This window comes from Archangium sp. (assembly GCF_036277355.1).
Classification (GTDB): domain Bacteria; phylum Myxococcota; class Myxococcia; order Myxococcales; family Myxococcaceae; genus Archangium.
On sequence record NZ_DASUNC010000136.1, the window covers coordinates 1 to 23,549 of the forward strand.

The 23,549-nt window shown below is 71.1% G+C and carries 19 protein-coding genes and 1 pseudogene; 13 read left to right on the top strand and 7 right to left on the bottom strand.

The genetic code is table 11. The annotated features are described in order from the left end of the window. Positions 1 to 883 precede the first annotated feature (883 nt). The 5 genes and pseudogenes from VFZ09_RS32595 (at position 884) to VFZ09_RS32615 (ending at position 6,021) form a co-directional block, all read left to right on the top strand. Positions 884 to 1,054 carry a hypothetical protein gene (locus tag VFZ09_RS32595; protein ID WP_329731627.1) on the top strand — a complete coding sequence of 57 codons (171 nt, stop codon included), beginning with the start codon at positions 884 to 886 and terminating at the stop codon, positions 1,052 to 1,054. A 512-nt stretch (positions 1,055 to 1,566) separates the two neighbouring features. After that, a pseudogene (locus VFZ09_RS51760) lies at positions 1,567 to 1,914 on the top strand (protein kinase); the annotation flags it as partial. A 134-nt stretch (positions 1,915 to 2,048) separates the two neighbouring features. After that, positions 2,049 to 2,354: a hypothetical protein gene (locus VFZ09_RS32605; protein WP_329731629.1), complete on the top strand. Its 306-nt coding sequence runs from the start codon at positions 2,049 to 2,051 to the stop codon at positions 2,352 to 2,354. Beyond that, the gene (locus VFZ09_RS32610; RefSeq protein WP_329731630.1) at positions 2,351 to 4,840 is read left to right on the top strand and encodes an ATP-binding cassette domain-containing protein; all 2,490 of its coding nucleotides are present in this window, start codon (positions 2,351 to 2,353) and stop codon (positions 4,838 to 4,840) included. The genes VFZ09_RS32605 and VFZ09_RS32610 overlap by 4 nt, the downstream gene beginning before the upstream one ends. A 5-nt stretch (positions 4,841 to 4,845) precedes the next feature. Then, entirely contained in the window at positions 4,846 to 6,021 is a 1,176-nt protein-coding gene (locus VFZ09_RS32615; protein WP_329731631.1) for an HlyD family efflux transporter periplasmic adaptor subunit, read from the top strand. A gap of 40 nt (positions 6,022 to 6,061) precedes the next feature. Here VFZ09_RS32615 and VFZ09_RS32620 read toward each other — a convergent pair whose 3' ends face one another. From VFZ09_RS32620 to VFZ09_RS32630, 3 genes are all read right to left on the bottom strand, one after another. Next, entirely contained in the window at positions 6,062 to 6,640 is a 579-nt protein-coding gene (locus VFZ09_RS32620) for an RNA polymerase sigma factor (protein WP_329731632.1), read from the bottom strand. Positions 6,641 to 6,650: 10 nt separating this feature from the next. Beyond that, on the bottom strand, positions 6,651 to 7,031 hold the full coding sequence (locus tag VFZ09_RS32625; protein ID WP_329731633.1) for a cupredoxin domain-containing protein: 381 nt from the start codon (positions 7,029 to 7,031) through the stop codon (positions 6,651 to 6,653). A gap of 85 nt (positions 7,032 to 7,116) precedes the next feature. Beyond that, positions 7,117 to 9,420, bottom strand: coding sequence for a heavy metal translocating P-type ATPase (locus VFZ09_RS32630; protein ID WP_329731634.1), 2,304 nt, complete (start codon positions 9,418 to 9,420; stop codon positions 7,117 to 7,119). A gap of 175 nt (positions 9,421 to 9,595) precedes the next feature. On the opposite strand from VFZ09_RS32630, the gene VFZ09_RS32635 reads away from it, so the two are divergent. The 6 genes from VFZ09_RS32635 to VFZ09_RS32660 all read left to right on the top strand — a co-directional run bounded on the left by VFZ09_RS32635 (position 9,596) and on the right by VFZ09_RS32660 (position 15,861). Then, entirely contained in the window at positions 9,596 to 9,868 is a 273-nt protein-coding gene (locus tag VFZ09_RS32635) for a hypothetical protein (protein WP_329731635.1), read from the top strand. Then, positions 9,858 to 11,261: a TolC family protein gene (locus VFZ09_RS32640; protein WP_329731636.1), complete on the top strand. Its 1,404-nt coding sequence runs from the start codon at positions 9,858 to 9,860 to the stop codon at positions 11,259 to 11,261. The genes VFZ09_RS32635 and VFZ09_RS32640 overlap by 11 nt, the downstream gene beginning before the upstream one ends. Before the next feature lie 3 nt (positions 11,262 to 11,264). Then, positions 11,265 to 12,581, top strand: a complete 1,317-nt coding sequence (locus tag VFZ09_RS32645) for a copper oxidase (RefSeq protein ID WP_329731637.1) — start codon at positions 11,265 to 11,267, stop codon at positions 12,579 to 12,581. Between the two features lie 105 nt (positions 12,582 to 12,686). Then, positions 12,687 to 12,911, top strand: a complete 225-nt coding sequence (locus tag VFZ09_RS32650) for a heavy metal-associated domain-containing protein (protein ID WP_329731638.1) — start codon at positions 12,687 to 12,689, stop codon at positions 12,909 to 12,911. Between the two features lie 78 nt (positions 12,912 to 12,989). Further along, complete coding sequence (locus VFZ09_RS32655; RefSeq protein ID WP_329731639.1) at positions 12,990 to 14,201, top strand: NAD(P)/FAD-dependent oxidoreductase; 1,212 nt, start codon at positions 12,990 to 12,992, stop codon at positions 14,199 to 14,201. A gap of 385 nt (positions 14,202 to 14,586) precedes the next feature. Continuing rightward, the gene (locus tag VFZ09_RS32660) at positions 14,587 to 15,861 is read left to right on the top strand and encodes an acyltransferase (protein ID WP_329731640.1); all 1,275 of its coding nucleotides are present in this window, start codon (positions 14,587 to 14,589) and stop codon (positions 15,859 to 15,861) included. A 7-nt stretch (positions 15,862 to 15,868) separates the two neighbouring features. On the opposite strand, the gene VFZ09_RS32665 is transcribed toward VFZ09_RS32660, so the two are convergent. Further along, entirely contained in the window at positions 15,869 to 16,642 is a 774-nt protein-coding gene (locus VFZ09_RS32665; RefSeq protein WP_329731641.1) for a 2OG-Fe(II) oxygenase, read from the bottom strand. Between the two features lie 36 nt (positions 16,643 to 16,678). Next, the gene (locus VFZ09_RS32670) at positions 16,679 to 18,037 is read right to left on the bottom strand and encodes a cytochrome P450 (RefSeq protein WP_329731642.1); all 1,359 of its coding nucleotides are present in this window, start codon (positions 18,035 to 18,037) and stop codon (positions 16,679 to 16,681) included. Between the two features lie 62 nt (positions 18,038 to 18,099). Between VFZ09_RS32670 and VFZ09_RS32675 the strand changes: the two genes are divergently transcribed. After that, the gene (locus VFZ09_RS32675) at positions 18,100 to 19,479 is read left to right on the top strand and encodes a hypothetical protein (protein WP_329731643.1); all 1,380 of its coding nucleotides are present in this window, start codon (positions 18,100 to 18,102) and stop codon (positions 19,477 to 19,479) included. A gap of 12 nt (positions 19,480 to 19,491) precedes the next feature. Here VFZ09_RS32675 and VFZ09_RS32680 read toward each other — a convergent pair whose 3' ends face one another. Then, the gene (locus tag VFZ09_RS32680) at positions 19,492 to 20,844 is read right to left on the bottom strand and encodes a metallopeptidase TldD-related protein (protein ID WP_329731644.1); all 1,353 of its coding nucleotides are present in this window, start codon (positions 20,842 to 20,844) and stop codon (positions 19,492 to 19,494) included. A gap of 279 nt (positions 20,845 to 21,123) precedes the next feature. On the opposite strand from VFZ09_RS32680, the gene VFZ09_RS32685 reads away from it, so the two are divergent. Next, positions 21,124 to 22,401, top strand: coding sequence for a TldD/PmbA family protein (locus VFZ09_RS32685; RefSeq protein WP_329731645.1), 1,278 nt, complete (start codon positions 21,124 to 21,126; stop codon positions 22,399 to 22,401). Positions 22,402 to 22,437: 36 nt separating this feature from the next. On the opposite strand, the gene VFZ09_RS32690 is transcribed toward VFZ09_RS32685, so the two are convergent. Further along, positions 22,438 to 23,538, bottom strand: coding sequence for a hypothetical protein (locus VFZ09_RS32690; protein WP_329731646.1), 1,101 nt, complete (start codon positions 23,536 to 23,538; stop codon positions 22,438 to 22,440). Positions 23,539 to 23,549: the final 11 nt, after the last annotated feature.

The window sequence follows — 23,549 nt, forward strand, 5'->3', positions numbered from 1 at the left end:
TGGATCGCCTCGCCTCCCTCTGTCTGCGTGAGGCCGCTCGACGCAAGCGCAAGCTCGTCGACTCCGACATCGCCCGGAGCGTCCTCGACCGCCAGGTCTCCTCCTCCTGATGCCTTGCACCCGGCGGGCCGCCACTCTCCCGGGTGGCGGCTCGTCGCCTTCCCATCACCCGCCGTGGCGCACCACCACCGGCGTGATGCCCATCACCCAGCTCGCTCACGCGCCCATCAACCAGCTTGCGCGTCAACAATGCACACCCGGCTGCGCGGGAATGATGTTGTTGCGTGTTACCGCGCACGCTTGTTGATGGAGACGTGAGCACGCTTGCTGATGGCCACACCCCGACGGGTAGCCGATCCGATGGGATATCCGACGGGGCTGACAGTTCCCGGGCCCGCCGCTCTCAGCGGCGTCAATCGAGGGGCGCATCAAGAGCGCCCGTGCTTCGGCATAAGGACCTTGGCGGTCATCCCCGCTGACGTCCTGCGGTTCCAACCCACTCGGAGAAGGGCGTCAGGCGAAAGTCTGGCGCTCTTTTCTTTTACCCAATGGCCCTGCGCTTCCTTGTCCTCTTGCTGCCGCTGTGCACGTCCTCGAGGGCATGGTTCGGATGGCTCAGGTGGGGTGGGCACTCAGCGCCTCGCGAGGCCGGTTGAGCCCGTCTCGCAACCGGTGCGCTTCGCCAGGCCGGGCAAGGGGGAGGCGCAGTTCCTGCCCACTATTCGCCGTCACGGACTGCCTCAGGGACAGTTCTACCGCGAGAAGACCGCTGCCTAGCTTTCCGTTGCGGTGCGATTCGGAGCAGGTCGCATCGGGGGGCGGGGTGCGCCAGGGCATCGTCATCCGAAGCATTCGCCATCAGTTCTTTCTTGGAGGGGTTTCCATGCTGAATCTTTCGAAGATTCTCGATGAGCTGACCGAAGAGCAGATGGACCGCGTCCTCGAGTTCAAGGCCGGTTGGGGCACCAGCAAGAGCAAGAGCAAGAAGAGCAAGAGCAGGAGCAAGAGTCGGAGCAAGAGCAAGAGCTGCTCCTGGAAGTCTGGCCACAAGTAGAACGGGCTGAAGAACAGGCTTCAGCCCTGGCGCACCACGCCCTTGTCCCGGTCATGACACCGCAACGTCTCTATGTGTTTCCGGAGTACTTCGAGCTCCACTCCTCGAGCGAGGGCTCGAGTCTCCCCGGTGGCTCGGATGCGAGCACCGGCGCAAGCGCCGGCGAGCGCTTCATGGTGGTGGACACGCGCGCTCACCAGTACTGCTACCTGGTCAACAGCGTCATCAAGAGCTACCTGGAGCTGTTCAGGAAGCCGCGGACGGAGGCGGAGGCGCTGGAGGAGCTGGCGCGCCAGGCGGGGTGTCCACCCGAGGCCATCGCCCCCACGGTGCGCACCTTCTTCCAGCGCATGCGGCGCGCCGGCCTGCTGCGCTCCGCGGGGGCCGACCTCCGGGAGGAGTCCACCTGGACGCTCACCCCCGGGCAGGTGCTCGGTGAGTACCGCGTCGGAGCGCTGATCGTGGAGAAGTCAGACGTGGCGCTCCATCACGCGCGGCAGGTGGGCACCGGGATGTCCGTGGTGCTCAAGGTCTTCATCCTGCAGGGTCCCAGGGCGGACCGTGAGCGCGAGCTCTTCGAGCGGGAGTTCTCCTTCATGGCCGGGCTGGCCCCGCATGAGAACGTCTGTCGCCTGTTGGCCTTCCACCCCGGAAAGCCCTGCTACGCCGCGCTGGAGTACGCCGGCGGCAACTCGATTCGTCACGCCATGGCGGAGTCCTCCCTGTCCCTGCCGGAGCGGGTGCGCATCGGGACCGAGGCGCTCGCCGCGCTCGCCCACTTGCACCGCCACGGCTTGCTGCACGGCGATGTCCACTCGCGCAACTTCATGCTGACGGACGAGCACCGGGTGAAGCTCATCGACTTCGGCCTCTCGCGGCGCAGCGGCGACCCGGAGGAGGAGGCCTCCGTCCCCCATGGCGGCCTTCCCGCCTTCATGCCCCCCCCGAGCGCATCGAGCCCGGCTCGCTCAGCATCAGCAGCCGCCCGGGTGACATGCGCTCGGAGGTGTTCCAGCTGGGGGTGTTGCTCCACGAAATCCTCACGGGCCACCCGCCCTTCGCGGAGAGGGTGCTGTGGAGACGGCTGGCGCAGGCCATCCGCGGCCAACCCGCCCCCCGCGCGGTGTGGACTCCGGAGGGCGAGCGCATCCCGGCGGCCCTCGCCGACATCATCGAGCGCGCCCTCGCCAAGGCTCCGGAGGAGCGCCTCCCCAACGCCGTGGAGCTGCTGGAGGGCTGGCGTGCGGCCTGGCGGCGCGGCGCGCGGCCCGTCCGGGCCGGGGAGCCCGTCCGCCCATGAGCCTCGGGGAATGGCTGCGCCGGGCCCGTCTGAAGGTGGACCCGCAGTTGAGGAGCAACGACTGCGGAATCAGCGCGGTGAAGACGCTCTGCGAGCGGCTCGGGGTCCCCATGAGTCGCGAGACCATCGCCGCCGCCCTTCCTCTGGACGCCGAGGGATTGCGCCTCGACAGCCTCAAGGCGTTTCTCCAGGAGCACGGCTTCGGGGTGCGCACGCAACCGCTGGACGTCAACGATGCCGCGGGGCTGGAGAGGAAGCTGGGCGAGCTCGCCCCGTGTCTGGCCACGGTGCGCGTGCGGGCCACCGGACTGCTGCACTACGTGGTGGTGGACGGGGTGGAGCGGGGGCGGCTGCGCATCCTCAACCCCACCCACGGGCAGGTGGAGCGCTGGACGGTGGCCGACTTCGTCCGGCGCGTGCACCCCGTCCAGGTGCCCCTGACGCAGGAACTGTGGCGCGGCCGCATCCGGGGCCAGGTGATGGAGGAGCTGGGGAGGTACGGGCTCCAGCTGGACACTCCTCCCAGCGAGGCCGAGGTGGGGGCGCTGTACAACAAGCTGCTCTACTTCGGCTACGTGAAGCAGAACTTCGGGTTGAAGGACGAGGCGGCCGAGCGGGCCTTCCTCGCCGACCTGGTCCACCACCAGCAACTCTCGTCCGTTCCCCAGCGCTTCCGCGCGGTGGAGGGCAGTGAGGAGCGGCGGGTGCTGGCGACGCCCGTGGTGCTCGTGGTGCGGCCGCCGGCCTCGAGGGCGGAGCGGCAGGTGCCTGACGAGCCGCCGGCCCATCCGCTCTGGCGGCTGGTGAAGGAGGTCGGCGCGCTGCGCGGTATCTGGTACCTCTTCCTCCTGGCCGCCGTGCTCTCGTCCGTGACGACGCACACCGCCGTCTTCGTCAACCAGTTGCTCGTCGACGAGATCATCCCCCAGTTCGACTTTGGAGTGCTGACCACCTTCGTCCTGGGCCTGGGACTCTTCAGGCTGTTCGACATCCTCATGGGGGTGTACACCCGGTACGTGGCGGTGCACCTGGGATTGGAGCTGGACCGCTACTTCCTGCTGCGCTTCGGGAAGCGGATGCTGACGGGGAGCATCCAATACCTGCGCTCCTTCACGCGGGGGGACCTGCTCGAGCGCGTCAGCGACAGCCTCAAGCTCAAGAGCTTCTTCACCAGCTACTTCTCACGAATCGTCGTCAACGCCTGTGTCTCCCTCAACGCGCTCGTCGTGCTGTTCGTGCTCAACTGGCGGGCCGCCGCGCTCGTCCTGTTGACCCTGCTGGTGCTGGGCGCCCTCCTCCTGGCGGTGACGCCGGTGCTCCGGCGGCTGGAGAGCGAGCGCTTCCGCAACAAGGCCGACCTGCTCTCCTGCCTGGTGGAAGGATTGGAGGGGGTGCAACCCATCCGGGCCTTCAACCTGGAGGCGCACTTCAGCGCGCAGCTGGGGACCCAGGCGGGGCGCTACCTGGAGACGCAGCGCAAGGGGAAGCTGCTCGACCTCGCCAGCACCGCGGCCGTCGCCCTCGTCACCACGGCGGCCTCGCTGCTGCTCATCCTGCTGTGCGCCCGCGGACTGATTGCCCAGCAGGCGATCACGCTCGGACAGCTCCTCACCTTCATCGCCCTGTCGGCGAAGATCTTCTCCTCCTTCACCACGCTGCTCGAGGAGAACCTCTCGCTGCAGGAGAACCTCGTGATCCTGAGGCGCTACTTCGACTTCGGCGAGGGTGGAGCCAGCCGCGCCCCGCGCGCGCCAGAGGAGGACGTGCGGGTGGAGGTGCTGGAGGCGCGGGGACTCGCCTATCGCTACCCCTCGGGCCTCTCCGTCCTGGACGGGGCGGACCTGACGCTGCACAAAGGGGAGAAGGTGCTCCTGATGGGGGCCAACGGGAGCGGGAAGTCCACCCTGGTGCGAGTGCTGGCCGGGCTCCAGCAGCCCTCCAGTGGGACGGTGCTGGTCAACGACGTCCCCCGTGAGCTGCTCGGCGAGCGGGCACTGCGGCGACGGGTGGTGCTGGTCTCGGCGGAGGACACCCTCTTCAACGAGACGCTGCGCTTCAACATCACCTTCGGCCGGCGCCACAGCACGCGGCGCATCGTGGAGCTGGCGAAGCGAATCGGCTTCTACGACTGCATCGTCCAGCACCCGGACAACCTGGAGCGGCTCATCGAGGAAGGGGGGCGCAACCTGTCCACCGGCCAGCGGCGCAAGGTGCTGGTGCTGCGCGCCCTGCTCTCGGAGGCGGACGTGCTGATCTTCGACGAGATCTTCCGGGGGATCGACCAGGAATCGAAGGCCGCCATCGCCAGGTTGCTGGGGGAGATTGGCGATCGGGCGATGCTCTTCATCTCGCACGAGCCCGTGGAGGGGCTGCAGCTGAGCAGCAAGGTCCTGCTGCGCGGCGGGCGCATCCAGGAGGCGGGCGAGGAGGGCATGACGGACGGCACGTCGGCCCGGGAGGTGGCATGGGCGGCCTCGGCCATATAAGGGGAATGTTCGCGCTGCTCGTGGGGTGCTTCGGCCTCGGGGTGGTGCTCTTCGCGACGGTGGAGGTGAATGCCGTCGTGCACGTCCGTGAGGGGGAGGTGCTCTCCTACCGGCCCCGCTCCGTCCACAAGGCGCCGTACGAGGTGCGGGTGGTGGCCCAGTACGTCCGTGAGGGGCAAGCCGTGGAGGAGGGCCAGCTCCTGATGCTCCTGGACAACGAGGAGGTCGCCGCCACCGCGCGAAAGGCGGAGGCGGACTCCCAGGCCCTGGAGGAGGAGCTGCGGACGGTGGTGGAGCAGATTGACAACGCGGGCGAGCAGGTCGTGCACCACCGCCGCCAGCTCACGCTCCTGCGGCAGAAACACGGGGTGGAGGAGGCCCAGGCCCGCCAGAGCCTGGACGCGCTCTCCCGCCAGCTGGAGCTCGCCCGGGAGAAGCAGGCGCTGGCGGAGGTGAAAGCGGAGCGCAGCCGCGGGCTGCAAGAGCGAGGGCTGCTCTCGAAGGAGGAGCACGAGGCGGACTACCGCGGCGTCCTGGAGACGAAGAGCGCCGCCGCCGAGTTGTCGAGGCTCCGGCGGGAGCAGGAGGCGGCGGGGCTCAAGCTGGGGGGCACCTACCGCGGCGAGCTCACCCGCGTCGAGCTGGAGCTGCTCGGCGCGGAGGCGGCGCGGCTCTCGCTGCTCGAGCGGGCCAACAAGCTGCGGAGGGAGCTGGAGAAGCAGCGCGAGGAGAAGGAGCTGCGCGGCCGGCTCGCGGCCAGGCGGGAGGTGCGGGCGGACATCCGTGGCACCATCCGCTACGTCTACAATACGAAGGCGAGCAGCGACCGGCTCCTCGCGGGAGAAATCCTGGTCGAGGTGGCGCCCGTGCTGGAGGAGGGGAGCGCGCTGTATGCGAAGTTCAAGCTGACGCAGGACGAGGTGAAGCGAGTGCTGGCAGGCCAGCCGGCGCACCTCAAGGTGGACGCGTTTCATTTCCATCGGTACGGGGTGCTCAAGGGGCAGGTCCGCTACGTGTCCCCACCGAACGATGCCAATGAATTCTTCGCCATCGTGGACCTGCCCCCTCCACACCCGTTCGAGGTCCGCCCGGGCTACAAGGTGCGAGGCGAGATTGTCACCGGGCAGCTGCGGCTCTACGAGTCCGTCCTGGCGAAGCTCTTCGACCGCATCGAGAGGTAGGGCTCTGGGCTTGCCCCGGTTAGGTGGCCAGTAGGCGCCTTCACTCCTCCCCGCAGCTGCAGTCCTGGCAGCCCTCGTCGGCACAGGCACCGCAGGTGGAGGACACCTGCCTGCGCAGCGCCTCGCGTGCGCGGAAGGCACGCACGGCCGCGTTGCCGCGGGAGAGGCCCTGCTCGGCGGCGAAGTCCTTCACCGCGATGCCCTCCACCTCCACGCGCTCGAGCGCCCGCGCGTACTCCGGCTTGAGGGAGGTGGCCAGGCGCGTGACGCACCCGCAGGGGGTCTGGCGCTGAGAAGCATCAGGCACGCCAACCTCTTCGGGCTCCCGCGCGAGCGCCTCCAGCGCGCGGGAGGCCGCCTCGTGCCGCCGGTGCTGGTCCACCAGGGCGTTGCGCAGGGCGCGGTAGAACCACCTCAGGACGGCCTGCTCGTCCTCCAGGAGCGGAAGCCGCGTGAGTGCGCGCACCAGTGCCTCCTGGAGCACGTCCTCGGCGGCGGCCCCGCCCCCCATGCGCTTGCGCAGGAAGCCGAGGAAGGTGCGCCGGTGGGCGAGGAGGACGTCCGCCACGGCCTCGGCGGACAGCGGGGGGGAGACGGGCGCCAGTTGGGGTGCGGACATGCCGGCCTCCTCAGTGCGCCTCGTGAGCGTGGGGCGTCACCACCACCTTGCCGCGGCTCATCTTCATGCCGCAGTGGAACTCCACCTCGCCCACCTTCTGCGGCGGCAGCTCCACGGTGACGGGCTGGTGGGGCGGCAGCTCCTCGCGGATGCCGAGGGTGGGGAACACCACCTCCTTCGTGCAGGGGGTGTACTCGGTGCGCAGGAAGGTGAGCCGCACCCGCTCCCCCTCCCGCACCTCGATGCGGGCGGGGTTGTAGCCGCGCTCCACGCGCACCTGGACCTCGCGGGGCGTGGGCGCCTCCCCGGCATGGGCGTTCATGGGCGGCAGCACCCCCACGGCAGGCGAGAGGGCGAGCAGGGCGGCAATCAGGGAACCAGGCTTCCACATGGGGTACCTCCAGGGTGGGTGTGTCCAGCACCCGGAGAGACGCAGCCGCTCCCCGGGAATTACACCCCGGGGGCGGCGGCCCGGCTCAGGCGGGGCGGAAGTGCCGCAGGCGCAGGGAGTTGGCCAGCACCGAGACGCTCGAGAGCGACATGGCGGCGCTGGCGAGCACCGGGGAGAGCAGCCAGCCCGTCCACGGGTAGAGAAGCCCCGCGGCGATGGGAATGCCGATGACGTTGTAGACGAAGGCCCAGAAGAGGTTCTGCCGGATGGTGCGCAGCGTGCTCCGCGCCAGCCGCAGGGCCCCGGGCAGCCCCACGATGCCGCCGCGCAGCAGCGCCACGTCCGCGGCCGCCACGGCGATGTCCGTGCCACTCCCGATGGCCACACCCACATGGGCTCCCGCCAGCGCCGGGGCGTCGTTGATTCCGTCCCCCACCATGGCCACCGTCCTCCCCTTCTCCCGCTGCTCGGCGACCAGGCGCGCCTTGTCCTCGGGCTTCACCTCCGCGTGCACCTCCTGGATGCCGAGCTCGCGTGCCACGGCGGTGGCCGTCCCGCGCCGGTCCCCCGTCACCATGGCCACCCGGATGCCCATGCCCCGCAGGGCCTCCACCGCGCCGCGCGCGCCGGGCGCCGGCCGGTCCGCCACCGCCACCAGGCCCGCGAGCTTCCCGTCCACGGCCACGAAGGAAGGCGTGCGCCCGGAAGCGGAGAGGCGCTCCGCCTCCTCCTCGAGTGGCTGGGTGGACACCCCCACCTGCCGCAGCCAGGCCTCGGTGCCCACCCGCACCTTCCGGCCGTCCACCTCGGCCTCCACCCCGTAGCCGGCCTCGGCCCGGAAGCCCACGGGCTGCCGCGGCGTCACGCCCCACTCCCGCGCGCCCTCCACCAGCGCGCGCGCCACCGGGTGCTCGCTCTCGCGCTCGACGCTCGCCACCCGCGCCAGCAGCACCTCCTCGCCCTCTCCCGAGATGTCCACCACGTCCGTCAGCGTCGGCCGGCCCTCGGTGAGCGTCCCCGTCTTGTCCAGCAGCACCGTGTCGATGCGGCTTGCCGCCTCCAGCGCCGCCCCGCCCTTCACCAGCACGCCGAGCTCCGCCCCGCGGCCCGTGCCCACGGCCACCGCCGCGGGGGTGGCGAGCCCCAGCGCGCACGGGCAGGCGATGACCAGCACGGCCACGAAGCGCTCCACCGCCGTGGCCAGGCCCGCGGCCGTGGGGTCCACGGCCAGCCACACCCCGAACGTCACCGTGGCGATTGCCAGCACCACCGGCACGAAGATGCCGCTCACCACGTCCGCCAGACGGGCGATGGGGGCGCGCGAGCCCTGGGCCTGCTCCACCGCCTCCACGATGCGCGCGAGCGCCGTGTCGCCCCCCGTGCGCGTCACCCGGAAGGTGAGGGCACCGCTCTGGTTGAGGGTGCCGCCGAAGACGGGCGCCCCCACCCCCTTCTCCACGGGCATGCTCTCCCCCGTCAGCATGGACTCATCCACGGCGGACTGCCCGCGCACGACCTCTCCATCCACGGGGACCCGCTCCCCCGGACGCACCAGCACGAGGTGCCCCGCGGTGAGCGCCTCCACGGGCACGTCCCGCTCCACGCCGTCCTCCACCACGCGCGCCAGCTTCGGCTGCAGCGCGACGAGCCCCCGCACCGCATCCGCCAGGCGCTTGCGGGCCCGCGTCTCGAGCAGCTTGCCCAGCAGCACGAAGGTGAGGATGGCCCCGGCCGCCTCGAAGTAGAGGTGCGGCACCATGCCGTGCTCCGCGTGGGGGAAGAGGCCCGGTGCCACGAGCGCCACCGTCGAGTAGCCCCAGGCGGCGCCCGTGCCCATGGCCACGAGGGTGTTCATGTCCGCGGCCCGGTGCCTCAGCGCCGCCCACGCCAGGCGGAAGAAGCGCCGCCCCGGGCCGAAGACGACGGGCGTGGCCAGCAGGAATTGCAGCCACCGGCCCCACGTCCCGTCGCTCCCGGGGATGGCCCCGTGGGACATCGCCACCACCAGCAGCGGCACCGTCAAGGAGAGGGCGAGGAGGAAGTCGCGCTTCAGGGCGCGCCGATCCTTCTCCTCCGCGGCGTCCGCGGCCTCCGAGCGGCGGGCGGACGCGCTGCCCTTCACGAGCGGCACCTCGGGGACCTCGTACCCGGCCCGCTTCACCGCCTCGGCCAGCCGCGAAGGCGACGTCAGGCTCGGGTCGTACGTCACCTTCGCCCGCTTGAGGGCCAGGTTCACCGACGCGGAGGCGACGCCCGGAACCGCCCCCAGGGCCTTCTCGATGCGCCGCACGCACGCGGCGCACGTCATTCCCAGGATGGGCAGCTCGTCGCTCGCACCGGGCGCGGCCCCTCCCTGCATGGGTTGGAGTTTCTGGACCGGGGTCTGCATGCCTTGCACTCCTCTGGTTGCGCAGCGGCGAAAACCGCCGCTCATGCCCCGGCAGACGCGCCCCCTCCCCGCCCATTACAGCCCGGCGAGCGCCCCCCCTCCCGTCGCGGTGTAATGCCCGCGCCCCCCTTTACGTCTCCAGCGCTCGAGAGCCCCGAAGCTGGAGGAATCACAGATGGAGAAACGATGGACGCAGGGCAGGCGGATGGCCGCCCTGCTGGGACTGACATGGGTGGCGGGAGGAGGGCTCGGTGCATGCGCCTCGCGGACGCGCCAGGTGGCCCCCCCGCCCACCTCGGCCGCCTCCGCCGCCGCACCGGAGGCCCCGGCCGCCGCCGTCGGGGTGGCACTCGGCGAGGAGCCGCCGCTGCCGGGCGAGCCCACGGGGGACTGGCAGGGCCTGGCCGAGCCGCGGCCCACGACGGAGGGGAGCCCCCATGCGCACTAGGCACCTGCTGTCCCTGGGGGCCCTCGCGGGCCTCGTCGGCTGCGCCACGCCCTACCACGCCGCGGACCTCGCCCGGGTGCGCGAGCTGACACGCGCACCGCTCCCCTCCGCCGTCAACGTCCCCCTCCCCCAGGCCCCGCGGACGGAGGAGGAGGTGGCGCCGCTGCTCGCCCAGCCCCTGACGGCCGAGAGCGCCGTGCAGGTGGCCTTCCTCAACAACCGGGCGCTGCGCGGGGCCATGCGGGACATGGGCGTGGCCCGCGGCGAGCTCATCCAGGCGGGGCTGCTGCCCAACCCGGAGGTGGAGTTCGATCTGCGTGCCACGATGGAGCCCGGCGCGCCCCTGCAGCAGGACTACTTCATCGGGTTCGACCTCACGCACGCCCTGCTGACGCCGCTGCGCACCGCGGTGGCGGGCGCCGGCATGGAGGCCGCGCGCTACCGGGCGGCCGCCGCGGTGGTGCAGCTGGCCTACGACGTGCGCAGCGCCTTCTACGCCCTCCAGGCAGCGCGGCAGCGCCTGGAGGCCTCCACGCGGGCGCTGGAGGCCTTCGCCGCGGGGCGCGAGGCGGCGCGGGCCCTCTACGAGGCCGGCAACGTGCCCGAGCTCACCCTGGCCAGCCAGGAGGCCGCCTACGAGTCGGCCCGCGCCACCACGGCGGAGCTGGAGCTGGCCGTCCTCGAGCAGCGCGAGCGCCTCCACCGCCTTCTCGGCCTGCATGGGGAGCAGACGCGGTGGACCGTCGCGAGCGGCCTGCCCGAGGCCCCCGAGGCGGCGGCCCCGCCGGAGCAGCTCGAGCGGCGGGCCGTCGAGGCGAGCCTCGAGCTCGGGGAGATGCGCGCCCGGCTGGACGGACTCTCCCGCCGCACCGCCCTGGAGCGCACCGCGGGCTGGGTGCCGGAGGTGCAGGTGGACGTGCACGCGGAGCGGGACGGGGACACCTGGGAGGTGGGTGGCGGTGCCAGCCTGTCCCTCCCGCTCTTCGACCGGCGCCAGGGCACGGTGGCCTCCGTCGAGGCGCAGTTCGACGCCCTCTCGGAGCGCTACGAGGCGGCGGCGACCGGCATCCGCTCGGCCGCGCGCGAGGCGCGCAATCGCCTCCAGATGGCCCAGGCCCGCGCCCGTCAGTACGGCGGCGTCATCGTGCCGGCGCGCCGGCGCGTGATGCAGCAGGTGCAGCTGCAGTTCAACGCGATGCAGGTGGGCATCTTCCAGCTCCTCCAGGCGCGCCGCGAGCAGCTGGACGCCGAGCTGGCCCACGCCTCGGCGCTCCAGGACTACTGGACGGCGCGGGCCGCGGTGGACGCGCTCCTGGGCGGGCAGCGCGTGGGACTTCCCCTTCAAACCCTTTCCACTCCCGGCACGCCCGCCGGTGAGGCCGGAGGACACTGAATCATGGACCGTCGTTCTTTCTTGCAGTGGAGCAGCCTGGCCACCGGAGCCGCCCTGCTGGGCCGGGCCGGCGTGGCCCACGCCGAGGTGACGCCCGGCCCCCACGCCCCCGCGGAGCTCCCGCCCTTCCAGCCCCGCCGCGTCGTCGCTCCGGGTGGGCAGCCAGGCGTCGTCACCCCCAATGGCGCCACCCTGCCGTGGAAGGTGGTGGGCGGCGTCAAGGTGGGCCACCTCATCGCCGAGGAGCTCGAGCACACCTTCGCCCCGGGCCTGTCGGCCAGGGTGTGGGGCTACAACGGCCGCTCCCCCGGGCCCACCCTCGAGGCGGTGGAGGGAGACAGGCTGCGCCTCTACGTCACCAACCGCCTGCCCGAGCCCACCACCGTGCACTGGCACGGCATCATCCTCCCCAACGGCATGGATGGGGTGGCGGGGCTCAACCAGAAGCCCATTCCACCGGGGGAGACGTACGTCTACGAGTTCGTCGTGCGCGAGCCGGGCACGTACATGTACCACCCGCACTACGACGAGATGACGCAGATCGCGCTCGGCATGGAGGGCATGTTCATCGTGCACCCGCGCACCCCGCGTGGGCCCCGCGTGGAGCACGACTTCGCGCTGATGACGCACGAGTGGAAGCTGGACGTGGGGGCGAAGCGGCCGGACCCCAACGAGATGAGTGACTTCAACGTCCTCACCTTCAACAGCAAGTCCTTCCCCGCGACCGAGCCGCTGCTGGTGCGCACGGGCAGCCGGGTGCGCATCCGCCTGGGCAACCTCTCGCCCATGGACCACCACCCCATCCACCTGCACGGGCTCAACTTCAAGGTGACGGCGACGGACGGGGGCTACGTGCCGGCCTCCGCCCAGGTGCCGGAGACCACCGTGCTCGTGCCCACCGGCGCCACGCGCGTCATCGAGTTCGTCCCCACCGAGCCCGGGGACTGGGCCATGCACTGCCACATGACCCACCACGTGATGACGCAGATGGGCCATGGGCTGCCCAACATGGTGGGGGTGGACACGCGCAAGCTGGACCGGCGCATGAGCCGGGTGGCTCCCGAGTACATGACGATGGGGACGACGGGCATGGGAGGCATGGGGGAGATGGAGATGGCCCTCCCGCCCAACAGCCTTCCCATGCGGGGCGCCCACGGGCCCTTCAGCTACATCGACATGGGCGGCATGTTCACCGTGCTCAAGGTGCGCGACGACCCGCGGCCCGAGGACCGTGAGGGTTGGTACCAGCATCCCGCCGGCACCGTGGCGGGACCCGCCGACGCGGCCCGGATGCGCGCGGACGGCATCGACCTCGCCTGACGCCATTTCACGCGTGCGGCGCCTGTAATTCGCCGGGCGCCGCCGCGTTTTCCAGGTGCGGGGACGGAAGAGCTTCCGCCCCGCTCACCCGAAAGGAAGACTCCCATGAGCAACTCGCAGCGAATCACCCTCGCCGTCTCCGGAATGACCTGCAACTCGTGCGTGCGCCACGTCACCGATGCGCTGCAAGGCCTGGAGGGCGTGGGAGCGGTGGAGGTGCGCGTGAAGGAAGGCAAGGTGCACGTGCAGCACGACCCGGCCTCCGCGCCGCTCACGGCCATGGTGGAGGCGCTTCGCGACGCCGGCTACGAGTCCACCCCGGCGGTGTGATGTCTCCGCGACGAGCGCCAGGCGGCGGGCCCCGCGTGTCCGGGCTTCCGTCTGGCGCTCCTTCCCCTCCCGAGCCCCATGAACCTCATCATCGGAAGTGGCATCGCAGCCGTTCGCGCAGTGGAGGCGATGCGAGGCGCGGCCTACGAGGGACGCCTCGTCCTCGTCTCCGCCGAGGACAGCCTCCCCTACGAAAAGCCACCGCTCTCCAAGGGATTCCTCCTGGGCCGGACTCCCCCGGACGAGCTCCTCATCCAACCGGAGTCCTTCTACCGCGACATGGGCGTGGAGCTGATGCTCGGCCAGAACGCCGAGTCGCTCGACACCCGGGCCAGGCAGGTGCGCCTTTCGGATGGCCGCCGGCTCCACTTCGAGCAGTTGCTCATCGCCACCGGGGCGAGCGCGCGACGGCTGCCCGTCCCCGGGGCGGAGCTCGACGGAGTCCTCACGCTGCGCACCCGTGCGGATGCGGAGGCCCTCAAGGAGCGGCTTTCCCGCACCCGGCACCTGCTCGTCGTCGGAGCGGGCCTGGTGGGCCTCGAGGCGGCGGCCTCCGCACGGCAGCTGGGCATGGACGTCACGGTGGTGGAGTCCAGTCCCGCCCCCCTCCAGCGCCTCCTCGGGAGCTCCAACGTGGCGACCCAGGCGGTGGAGGCGCTCCACCGCGCGAACGGCGTCACCGTCCTGACGTCGACCCGTGTCCACGCCTTCGAGGGCAAGGAAAGCGTGGAGCGTGCGCGCCTCTCCAACGGCGAGACCCTCGCCTGCGAGCTCGTGCTGCTCGCGGTGGGAGTGCAGCCCAACACCGGCTGGCTCCTCGGCTCCGGTCTCCTCCTGGACGACGGCGTGATGGTGGACGACCACTGCCGCACCCGGGTGCCCGGCATCTGGGCCGCGGGCGACGTCACACGTGTGCTCCACCCTGGCGAAGGGAGCGCCCTGCGCCTGGAGAGCTACGGGAGTGCACATACCCAGGGGATCGCCGCGGGTCAGGGCATGGCCGGCAGGCCCACCCCGGCCCTGGTGCTGCCGGGGGCGGGCTCGGAGCAGTATGGTGTGCGGCTGCAACTCGCGGGGCGAGCGGAAGGAGCCGACCAGGCCGTCGTGCGCGGCTCCCTCCCCGACCGCTCCTTCGTGTGTTTCTTCCTCGCAGACCGGAAGCCCATCTCGGCCTTCGCGATGAACAGGCCTCGCGAGATGATGGCGGCGCGGAAGCTCATCCAGGCAGGCCTGCCCACCCAGCCCGAGCTTCTCCAGGACGAGCAGTGTTCTCTCGCGCCAGGTGCGTGAGCTCCCCCTACAGCCGTGCGCGCAGCGCGTCCACGTGCCGCTGGAAGTCGGGAACGTGGGCATCCTGTTGCTCGCGGCCCAGGGCCACGCCGCGCTCCAGGAACGCGAGCGCCTGGGGAAGCCGCTTCTCCCGCAGGTGCCAGTAGCCCTATCTGGCGGTCTTGGCACCGGGGGCCAGACGAAGAGTCACGAAGAGCGCCAGGGCATGCCCATCCGATCGCGCCAAGGAATCATCGGCTCGTGCCAGGGGGCGGAACCGGCTCGGGCCCCCAGGACAGGCAAGCGGGAGGGCGAGCGCCCCCGGTGGCCGTCCGCCGGGCAGGGTTGAAGTCCCCGGAGTGACCGTGTACACCCCCACGCCCCACCCGTGAGCCAAGAGACTGGAATGAGCGTTGGACACCCGAGCGAGGCCCGGCGTGAGCACACGCCCGGAGTGCTGGGCAACCGCATGGCCTTCGTGGACGTCCTGCGGGCCATCGCCATCCTCACCGTCCTCTTCCACCACCTGCCCTCGGGCCTGGGCCATCACTTCGGCAAGCTCGGCGAGTGGGGCGGCCGGGGCGTGGATCTCTTCTTCGTCCTGTCGGGCTTCCTGATCGGCAGCACCTGCCTGGAGCGGGCAGCCACCTCGGGCGAGCGCGGCCAGGGCAAGCAGGCCAAGGCGTACTGGCTGCTGCGCTCGGCGCGCATCTTCCCGCTCTACTTCGTGCTGCTCGCCGTCTACGCCCTGGGGCTGCCGGGTTTCAACCCGGAGGCCGCCTCGGTGCTGCGCGACTGGTGGCGGCCCTACGTCACCTTCACGTCCAACTACTTCGGCCAGAACACGCTCGAGCTGGGCATCTTCTGGTCGCTGGCCATCGAGGAGCAGTTCTACCTCGCGGTGGGTCTGCTCATCCTCGTCTGCTCGCGGCGCCGCGACACACTGGCCTCGGCGTTCCTCGGGCTGTCCCTGGCCGCCATCGCCGTGTCGCTCGTGTACCGGCACGAGCTGTTCACCCTGCGCGGCGACGGGGTCATCCCCGACAACCTCTACGTCTTCAAGCTCTTCCACAGCACGCTGTCGCGCATGGACCAGCTCGCCGTGGGGCTCATCACCGCCGTCGCCTCGCACGCGTTCAATGGCTGGACGTGGGCCCGCTCCGAGCGCCAGGTCCGCCTCTCCACCTGGGCCGTCATCGCCCTGTGTCTGGGCGTCCTCGTGTACTTCCCGCACCGCCCCGTCGTGGGCTTCCTGGTGATCGGCCTGGTCTTCGGCGCGTGCCTGCTCTGGGTGCAGCGGCCCGCGGCGCGCATGCTCACCCTGGGCCGCTGGGAGGCCCGTGCGCTCGCGCCGCTGACGTACATCGGCAAGCTCAGCTTCGGGCTCTACATCTTCCACCCCATCACCCGCACGTGGGTGGACAGGCTGCTCCCCACCTCCGCCCTGCCCGCCGACTCCGCGCTGCGCGCTGTCGTCCTCCTGGCGGTGTGGATCGCGGTGACCACGGTGCTGGCCGCCGTCAGCTACCAGTTCTTCGAGGAGCCCCTCCTCTCCGCCGCGCGCCGCAGGTCGAAGCGCATCCTCCAGCCCCCCACGGAGGCGAACCCCGGCGCCGCGGCACCGGGACGCGTCGCCGAGGGCGAGCTCTCGGCGGGAGTGGCCGGGCCGCCCGCTTCCTGAGCCCACGTCACTCCGTCGAGGACCCGGAACGCCCTGGCGCCCAGATGGCGCTGTGGGCCTCCGGCGCGTCGGGCGACGCTTCCGCCGTGTAGAAGTAGGCCGCGACCGCGGCTCGGCCCCGTCCCTCGGGACACTCCAGGGGAGACGGGTGGCCATGCCAGTACGTATCGCCGTGCGCCATCACGACCAGCCGATCCAGGAGCGGAGCGATCTTCGTCTCGCACCGGGTGAGGTCGGCATTCCACAGCTCGAGGTCACCGCCCCAGGCCGCTTCCCAGCCGGGGTTCAGGTAGTAGAGGACGGTGAGCCGCCGTGAGAGCGCACGGAAGCGGTCGCGGTTGAAGTCCGCGTGAAGCGCCAGATGGCCTCCCCGCAGCGTGAGGTGCAGCCCGGCGCCCCGGAAGTGCGGATCCGCGATGAGCCCTTGAACGCCGGTGAGTGTCTCCAGGAAGTCGAGGAACGACATGCTCGACAATTCCGAGAGCAGGTGCCGGAGCGCTCCATGCACCCCCTCGAAGGCCTTGCGCTGGAGCTGCCCCAGGCGCGCCGCCTGTTCCTGGTGATCTCGCCGCTTCCAGTGGGCCTCGGAGGCGCCCGGGAAGACCTCCGCCAGTCCGGATGCGAGCCGCTCTCCCAGGAAGCCATCGATGACGACATGGGGATAGGGCCGTGCGGCGCCGTAGCCGTCACGGTGGGCCAACGCGAGCGAGCGGAGCGCCGTCCGGGAGAGGAAGAAGCTCGGACCCAGCAACGGGCCCTCTTCGATGGTCGCGACGCTCACTCCCGTCCTCCCTGCCTGGGTTGCAGTCCCTCGATGCTATCGCGGCTCGATGAACATCGGCATGCCATCCCGGGCCCCCAGCGTGCCGGAGGCATCGAGCCGGAGCTGGTAGCCGGGCGCCAGGCGCATCTTGAAGCGGCGCGCCAACATGGCCGTCATCAGGTGTGTCTCGAAGAGGGAGAAGTTGTTCCCCAGGCAGATGCGCTGGCCCGCCGCGAACGGATGGTAGGCGTGGGCATCTCGCGCCGCCTCTCGCTCGGGCAGCCAGCGGTCCGGGTGGAAGCGCTCCGGCTCCTCCCAGAAGCCCTCGTGCCGGTGGGTTGCATAGGGGAACAGCAGCATCCGCGAGCCCGCCGGAATGCGCACTCCGTCCAACGTGTCCTCCGCCACCGCGTCCCGTACGTACATGGGCGCCGCCGGATACAGCCGGAGCACCTCCTTCACCACCTGGAGCGTGTACGGCAGCTTCTTCAGGTCCTCGAGCGCCGGCGGGGCCTCGCCCAGCACCGCGTCCAGCTCGGCGTGCAGGCGTGCCTCCACCTCTGGATTCCGGGCCAGCGCGTACCACAGGAACGAGAGCGTGCGGGCCGTGGTCTCGTGCCCCGCGAAGAACAGCGTGATGCCGTTGTCGAGCAGGATCCGGTCCGCCATGGTGGCCCCCGACTCCTCGTCTCGCGTGGTCATCATCTTCGTGAGCAGGTCATCCGGCCACTGGCCCTCGGGCAGCGAGCGGCGCTTCGCGATGAGCCCGCCGATGTACTCATTCACGGCCCGGCGCATCCGCTGGTAGCGCAGGTTCTCGGGAGTGGGCACCCACTCGGGCAACGGAATGAGCTTCCGGTCGCGGTTGGACACGTAGGCGATGAGCGTCTCCGCCGCGTCCTTGAAGCGAAGCAGCGTCTCGTCCGAGTCCGTGCTGAACACCGAGTGCAGGATGACGGTGGCGGTGATGAGCATCATCTCGTCGAACATGTCGACGGGCTGGCCCGAGCGCGGAGCCGACCGCAGCCGCTCGATGTAGCGCGCGGTGTCCGCGATGAACACGGGGTAGTACTTCTCCACCCCGCGCGGGGTGAAGAACGGCGCCATGATCCGGCGCTGCTGGCGCCAGTCCTCCCCCACCGCCGTGAGCACCCCATCGCCGAGCATCAGCCGGCGGACTCCGTCGTAGCTCGGGCCCTTCTCGTAGTTCTGGCGGTGGGTGACCGCGATGTGCCGCACGTGCGCCGGGTGCACCACCAGGAAGAACGAGCGATTGCCACCCAGCCGCACCCGCGCCAGGTCTCCATGGTTGCGCCAGATGTGCATCATCAACCCGAGGCTCCCCAGCCGCCGGGCCGTCTGGAACAACTCGAGTTTGGAGGGAGCGTATTCACCCGTGGAGGGAGGAGTCATGGTGCGCCACCCTACCCCACCCCGGCGCCTTCGAATCCCGCGGGTGCTAAGCTCGCACCTCGATGCTGGCTCCCCTCCCCGCGCCCCAGACTCCCGGTGAACCGTCCCTCCTGCTCCCCCGCTCCTTCTGGAAGGACTTCGCCCGGAAGCATTGGGACCGCGAGCCCGTCCTCTACCGGGGCCTCTTCGCGGCGCACTTCCCCACCCTCGACGAAATCTTCGCGGCACTTGTCGAGGCCAGCGCGCGCTGCAACCGCGGCGAGTACCCGCCCCTGCGCATCCTCCGCTTCTTCATCGAGCACGAGGACGGCCCCAACGGGATGCCGTACTACTCGATGGTCTTCCCGCTCACCCCCCAGCACCTCCCCCTCCCCGAGGACGTGAATGCCGAGGGGTACATCGCCCGCATCTCCAAGTGGCTCGGCGGCAAGCGCTTCGGCATCACCCTCAACAGCACGCAGTGCTTCCACTGGGGCCACTGGCTCCAGATGCAGAGCTTCCTCACCGGCTTCCGCGAGCAGCTCGGCGTGCCCCTGGGCGGCGGAGACTCGGCCGTCTTCTTCGGCAACTACCGCTACACCCCCTTCGGCATCCACAAGGACGACCTGCACGTCTTCTACTTCGTCGTCGAGGGCCAGAAGACGATCAGCCTCTGGCCCTTCGACGCGCTCTCCCAGCGCGACGAGGTCCCCAAGGATCCCGACTTCATCCACCGCCCGGGTGGCATCGTCCTCAAGGACAAGGCCGAGGAGGAGAGGCTCCTCTCCCAGGCCACCCTGCTGCGAGGCCAGCGCGGGGATTTGATGTACTGGCCCGCCTCCTACTGGCACCGCGCCGAGCCCTCCGAGGGACTCGCCGTCAGCGCCTCGCTCGGGGTGAGCTTCCGCTCCCCGTTCTTCGCCCAGATGGGACCCGTGGGCGGCCAGTGGCCCGAGCGGCTGCGCCCCACCGAGCTGCCTCGCGGGCCCGGCTGGAAGCTTCCCGCATCGCTGCGCAAGTCCCTCCAGCAGCAGAGCCAGCGGCGCCACGTGCTCACCGTCGAGCGCGAGCGCACCGCCGAGTGGGTCCGCTTCCTCACCGGTGGCACCATGGAGGGCACTCCACCCGTGGCCACCGAGCCGCCCCTCTCCTCGAAGGAGTGGATCCGCGCCGAGCCCTCGCGCCCCATCGTCGGCGTCCCGCTGCCCGGCGGCCAGTGGATGGTGTCCGCCCATGGCCACTCCACCGTCCTCTCCCCGTCCCCCACCGTGCGCCGCCGGCTCGAGCGGCTCCTCACCGCCCTCGACAGTGGAAAGCCCCAGAGTATGGAGGCACTCGAGGACGCCTTCTTCTCCCGGCTCACGGCACGCGCCTTCAGCCGCAAGGCCTTCCGCGCGCTGCTCGATGACCTGGTGCGCTGGCGCGCGGTGCGGCGCTGTGAGCCTCCTCGCGCCCGCCGCTGAGCCGCGCTGGCTTCATTCCCCTCTCCACAGCGGGGGGAATACGAGCGTCGGCGTGCCACAGCCCTCGGCGGTGGGGAAGAACACCAGGTCCGAGCCGGCACCTCGCAGCGTCCGGAACGTCTCCAGCACGGGCAGGCTCAGCTCCACCGGCGCGATCCGGCGCACGCGCCGGCCCTGATCGACTTCCCACCCTCCCGCGATCATCGCCACCACGCCGGGACGCGGCATCGTGGTGAACGTCTCGATGCGCGCCACCAGCTCCGTGTAGCGCTCGGGGAGTGCGTCCCCGCGCGGCACGACGAAGAGGTTCACCGGAGAGGGCGCGGGTGGTGAGCCCTCGTAACGCAGGCCCCGGCCATTCGGCTCCACCCCGAGCCCCGCCGCCGTCCCCGCCGAGTGGAGGAAGCCCCGCAGCCGTCCCTCCTCGATGAGCCGCAGGGGGCGCGTGGGAATGCCCTCGTCATCGGTGCTCCGCCGCTGCGTCCCGCGCGGGTGCTGGGGGTCGTCCTCCACGCTCAGCACCGAGGGGAAGAGCTTCTTTCCCACCGCGCGCGCGAGCGCGGGAGTCGAGGCCACCACGTCCCCTCGCAGCATCCACGCCAGCGCCGCGACGAGCGGGGCCGCGATGGCCGGCCGCAACACGAGCGGCAGGCCCGGGTCCACCGCCTCCGTGGGGCCCTCCAGCGCCTCGAAGGCTTCCGCGAATCGTCCCCGGAGGGACTCCAGCTCCCACGGCTCCCCGAGTGGCGCGGCCACGGCGTCGACGATGGCGCCTCGCCCGGTCTCGCAGCGCACGAAGGCCTCCTCCCGGGAGGACACTCCGGTGAGGAGACCGTCTTCACCCCGCACGAGCGCGCTCCAGGCGGCCGACTGCGTGACCACCACCGCCTGCACCACGGCGCCGGGTGGCACGACTTCCCGAGCGAGCCGCTCCGCGGAGTCCCTCGCTCGCGCGCCCGAGAGCTCTGGTAGCGACAGGGACACGGGCCCGGCGGGAGCCGGCACCGGGGGAAGCATGGAGCGGGGACTCGGGCCCAACCGCTGTGCGGCCGTGGCCAGCACGCGTCCCAGGTCGTCGGGTCCGCCGATGGGCAGCACCGCGAAACCGGAGCGCTCCTCCCGCCATACCCGCGCCGCCGCCGATACGGACTCGCCCCGGCTGAGGACGGAGACGCCCGTGCTCACCTCGTACTCCAGCGTCAGCCGGCGGCTCGCGGAGAGGAAGAGCTCGGCACCCGTGGGGGTCTCCGTTCGTGTGAACGCGTCCAGCGCGGATCGGGCCACATCGGCCAGCGCGCGCAACTCCAGGCCCGCGCATACGTTCGGTCCGCTCTCACCGCGCTCCTCACCGGAAGTCACCGGCATCTCGTTCTCTCCACGGGGACAACATCATGCCCTACACGGTGGCCCGCTCGCTCCCTCGCCCTCCGGGAGAGGGTGGGGGTGAGGGTATCCGGGCCCGTTCTTCAACCCGTGGCCCGCGGTGTGGGCATGGGGTTCAACCCGGGATCCGTGGCACCCTCACCCCGTCCCTCTCCCGGAGGGCGCGGGGTAATTGGCGCGGGGTAATTGGCGCGGGGTAATTGGCCACGCTTCTCGGACCTGACTGAAGGGGGTTAGAAAGCAGAGAGGAGGCGCTTCATCTTGCGGGACTGGTTCGTCGAGCGGCGCGAGGTCACCGAGGTCGTCCACCAGCGCTCGGGACTGCGCGTGCTCGCTCCCGTCTGCGAGCGCGGCTACGCCGTCCGCCGCGATGTCCCCGAAGGTCTGGAGCAGCTCTGGACGGAAGTGGCCGGAGGTCCGCTCCCTCCCGGCGCCCTGCCCTCCGAGCTGCTGGACCCGGCGCGCGCTCTGCTCGAACCCGAGCCCTCCCCACCGGACGCCACCGTCCTCTCCGACGTCGCCCGGCGGCTCGTGGACACCGCCCGGGCCGCGGGCGCCTCGCACCTGGACGTCCTCCTGCGCGAGGTGGACCAGCGCATCCTCCTCGCCGGTGAGCAGCACCATGCCGAGGACCGGCGGCACCATGCCCTCCTCGAGCTCAAGGTGTTTCACCCCACCCCGGGCGGCCTCGCCGAGCTGTGGCGCTGCGCGGCCTACCCCGATGGCCAGGCCCTCCGCGCCGCCCTGCCCCAGCTCGAGTCCCTCGTGGAGCGCATGGCCCGGCAACTCCAGCACACCACCCCGGCCGTGCCCTGCCCCACCGGACTCCTCCCCGTGGTGTTCCCTCCCGGCTCGGCCTCCGGTTCCTTCTTCCACGAGGTGTGTGGCCACCCCCTCGAGGGCGATGTCGTCGCACGCGGCGGCTCCTACCTCGCCCGCCGACTCGGGCAGCGCGTCGCCGAGCCCTTCGTCTCCGTCTCCGACGACCCGACCGATGGCCGCGGCGCGCTCGCCTACGCCTGCGATGACGAGGGCCACCCCGCCCAACCCGTCCCCCTCCTCCACGCCGGCCACGTCGGCACGCCCCTGCTCGACACTCGCAGCGCGAGGGCGCTCGGCTGTACACCCAATGGACACGGCCGCCGGGTGGGCTTCAAACACCCGCCCCTCGCCCGCATGGCGCACACCCGCGTCGAGCCGCACCAGGGGGACCTCGAGGAACTCATCGCGAACATCCCCCACGGGCTGCTGGTGCGCCACCTGCTGCCGCGGCACATGAACCTGCTGTCGGGGGACTTCAGCTTCTACATCGTCGAGGCCCAGGAGCTCCGCGACGGACAAGCCGGGCGCATGGTGTCCCCCGGCATCCTGAGCGGCAACGGCCTGGACGCACTGGCGAGCATCGACGCGGTGGGCGCGGACTACCAGAACCTGTTCGCCACACGCGGTTGCCGCAAGCTCGACCACGGCCCGCTGCCCGTCTCCTTCGGGCAGCCGACCGTCCGCTTCCGCCAGCTCCACGTCCAACCCTGGCGGTGAATCAGCCCGGGCGGTGCATCCCGCCAGGGCTCCGGCTCACTCCGGATAGCACTGCGAGTTGGACTCCGGGAACGGCACCGGATCTTCCGTCTCGTCCACCGGGGGAGGCTCGCCACCGGGGAAGGAGAAGACGCGGCCGAACGACACGCCCTCGCGGATGTCCTGTTCCACGGGCGGGATGACCCACGGCCGGGGGAAGTCCCCCTCCTCCGAGGTCACCGTGTCGATGAACGACACCCGCAGCTTGTCCGTCACGTCCTTCTTCGGGGGCAGCACCACCGCGTAGTAGCCCAGCGAGCTGATGGCTCCGTCCTCCGGAATGGCCATGTAGCCCATGGGCGACTGCCCGGGGATGCCCTCCTCCGGCGGCGCCCACTCGATGGCGAGGAGCTTGCCCATGTTGGCCTCGGCGGCGATGCCCTCGGCGGGAATCGTGAAGATGTCCAGCTCGTAGCTGGGCGCGTAGACCCACAGCAGCGCCACGCCGGCCGTCTTCTCCGGGTTCATCAGGTCCGCCACCGTCGTGGGCGTCCCCATGTCCGTCAGGGTGTTGGCCACCGCCTGGAGCGCACCGGCGTCGCCCACCATCGTGGCCACCTGCAACTGACACAGCGTGGAGTGCGGGACGATGGGCCGCAGGGTCGTGGTCGGGTAGTACGTGCCCGCGGGAGCCGTCACGGGCGGCGGCGGCGCCTCTGGATCCATGTACCCCTCGCCGAGCACCACGCCCCGCTCCGGCGGAGTGGCCCGCGCGGTGTACGCCACGGTGTTGCTGGAGGGCACGCCCGACAGCTGCCAGGAGCCCGTGAACGAGCCCACCGTGCGGCCTCCCACGCTGTTGTCCGGAGCCAGGACGCTGATGCCCGCCTCCGGCACCGACGAGTACATCAGGAAGGGCACGCCGTCGTAGAGCGCGGGCGGCGCGCCGTCCTCCGGGTGCTCCGGATCCGACGGCCAGTTGGCCAGCAGGAAGAAGAAGGCCTCCGGGTCATACACCACGCCCGAGAGCGTGCTCGTGCGGCCCGGCAGGTTCGTGTACGGCGACGGCGGCGGCGGCAGCTCGGGCTCGGGCACCAGGGAGCAGCCCACCAGGGAGCCGGCGAGCAGAACGCTGGAGAGGAAGTGAGAAACCCTCATGTCGGTCCTCA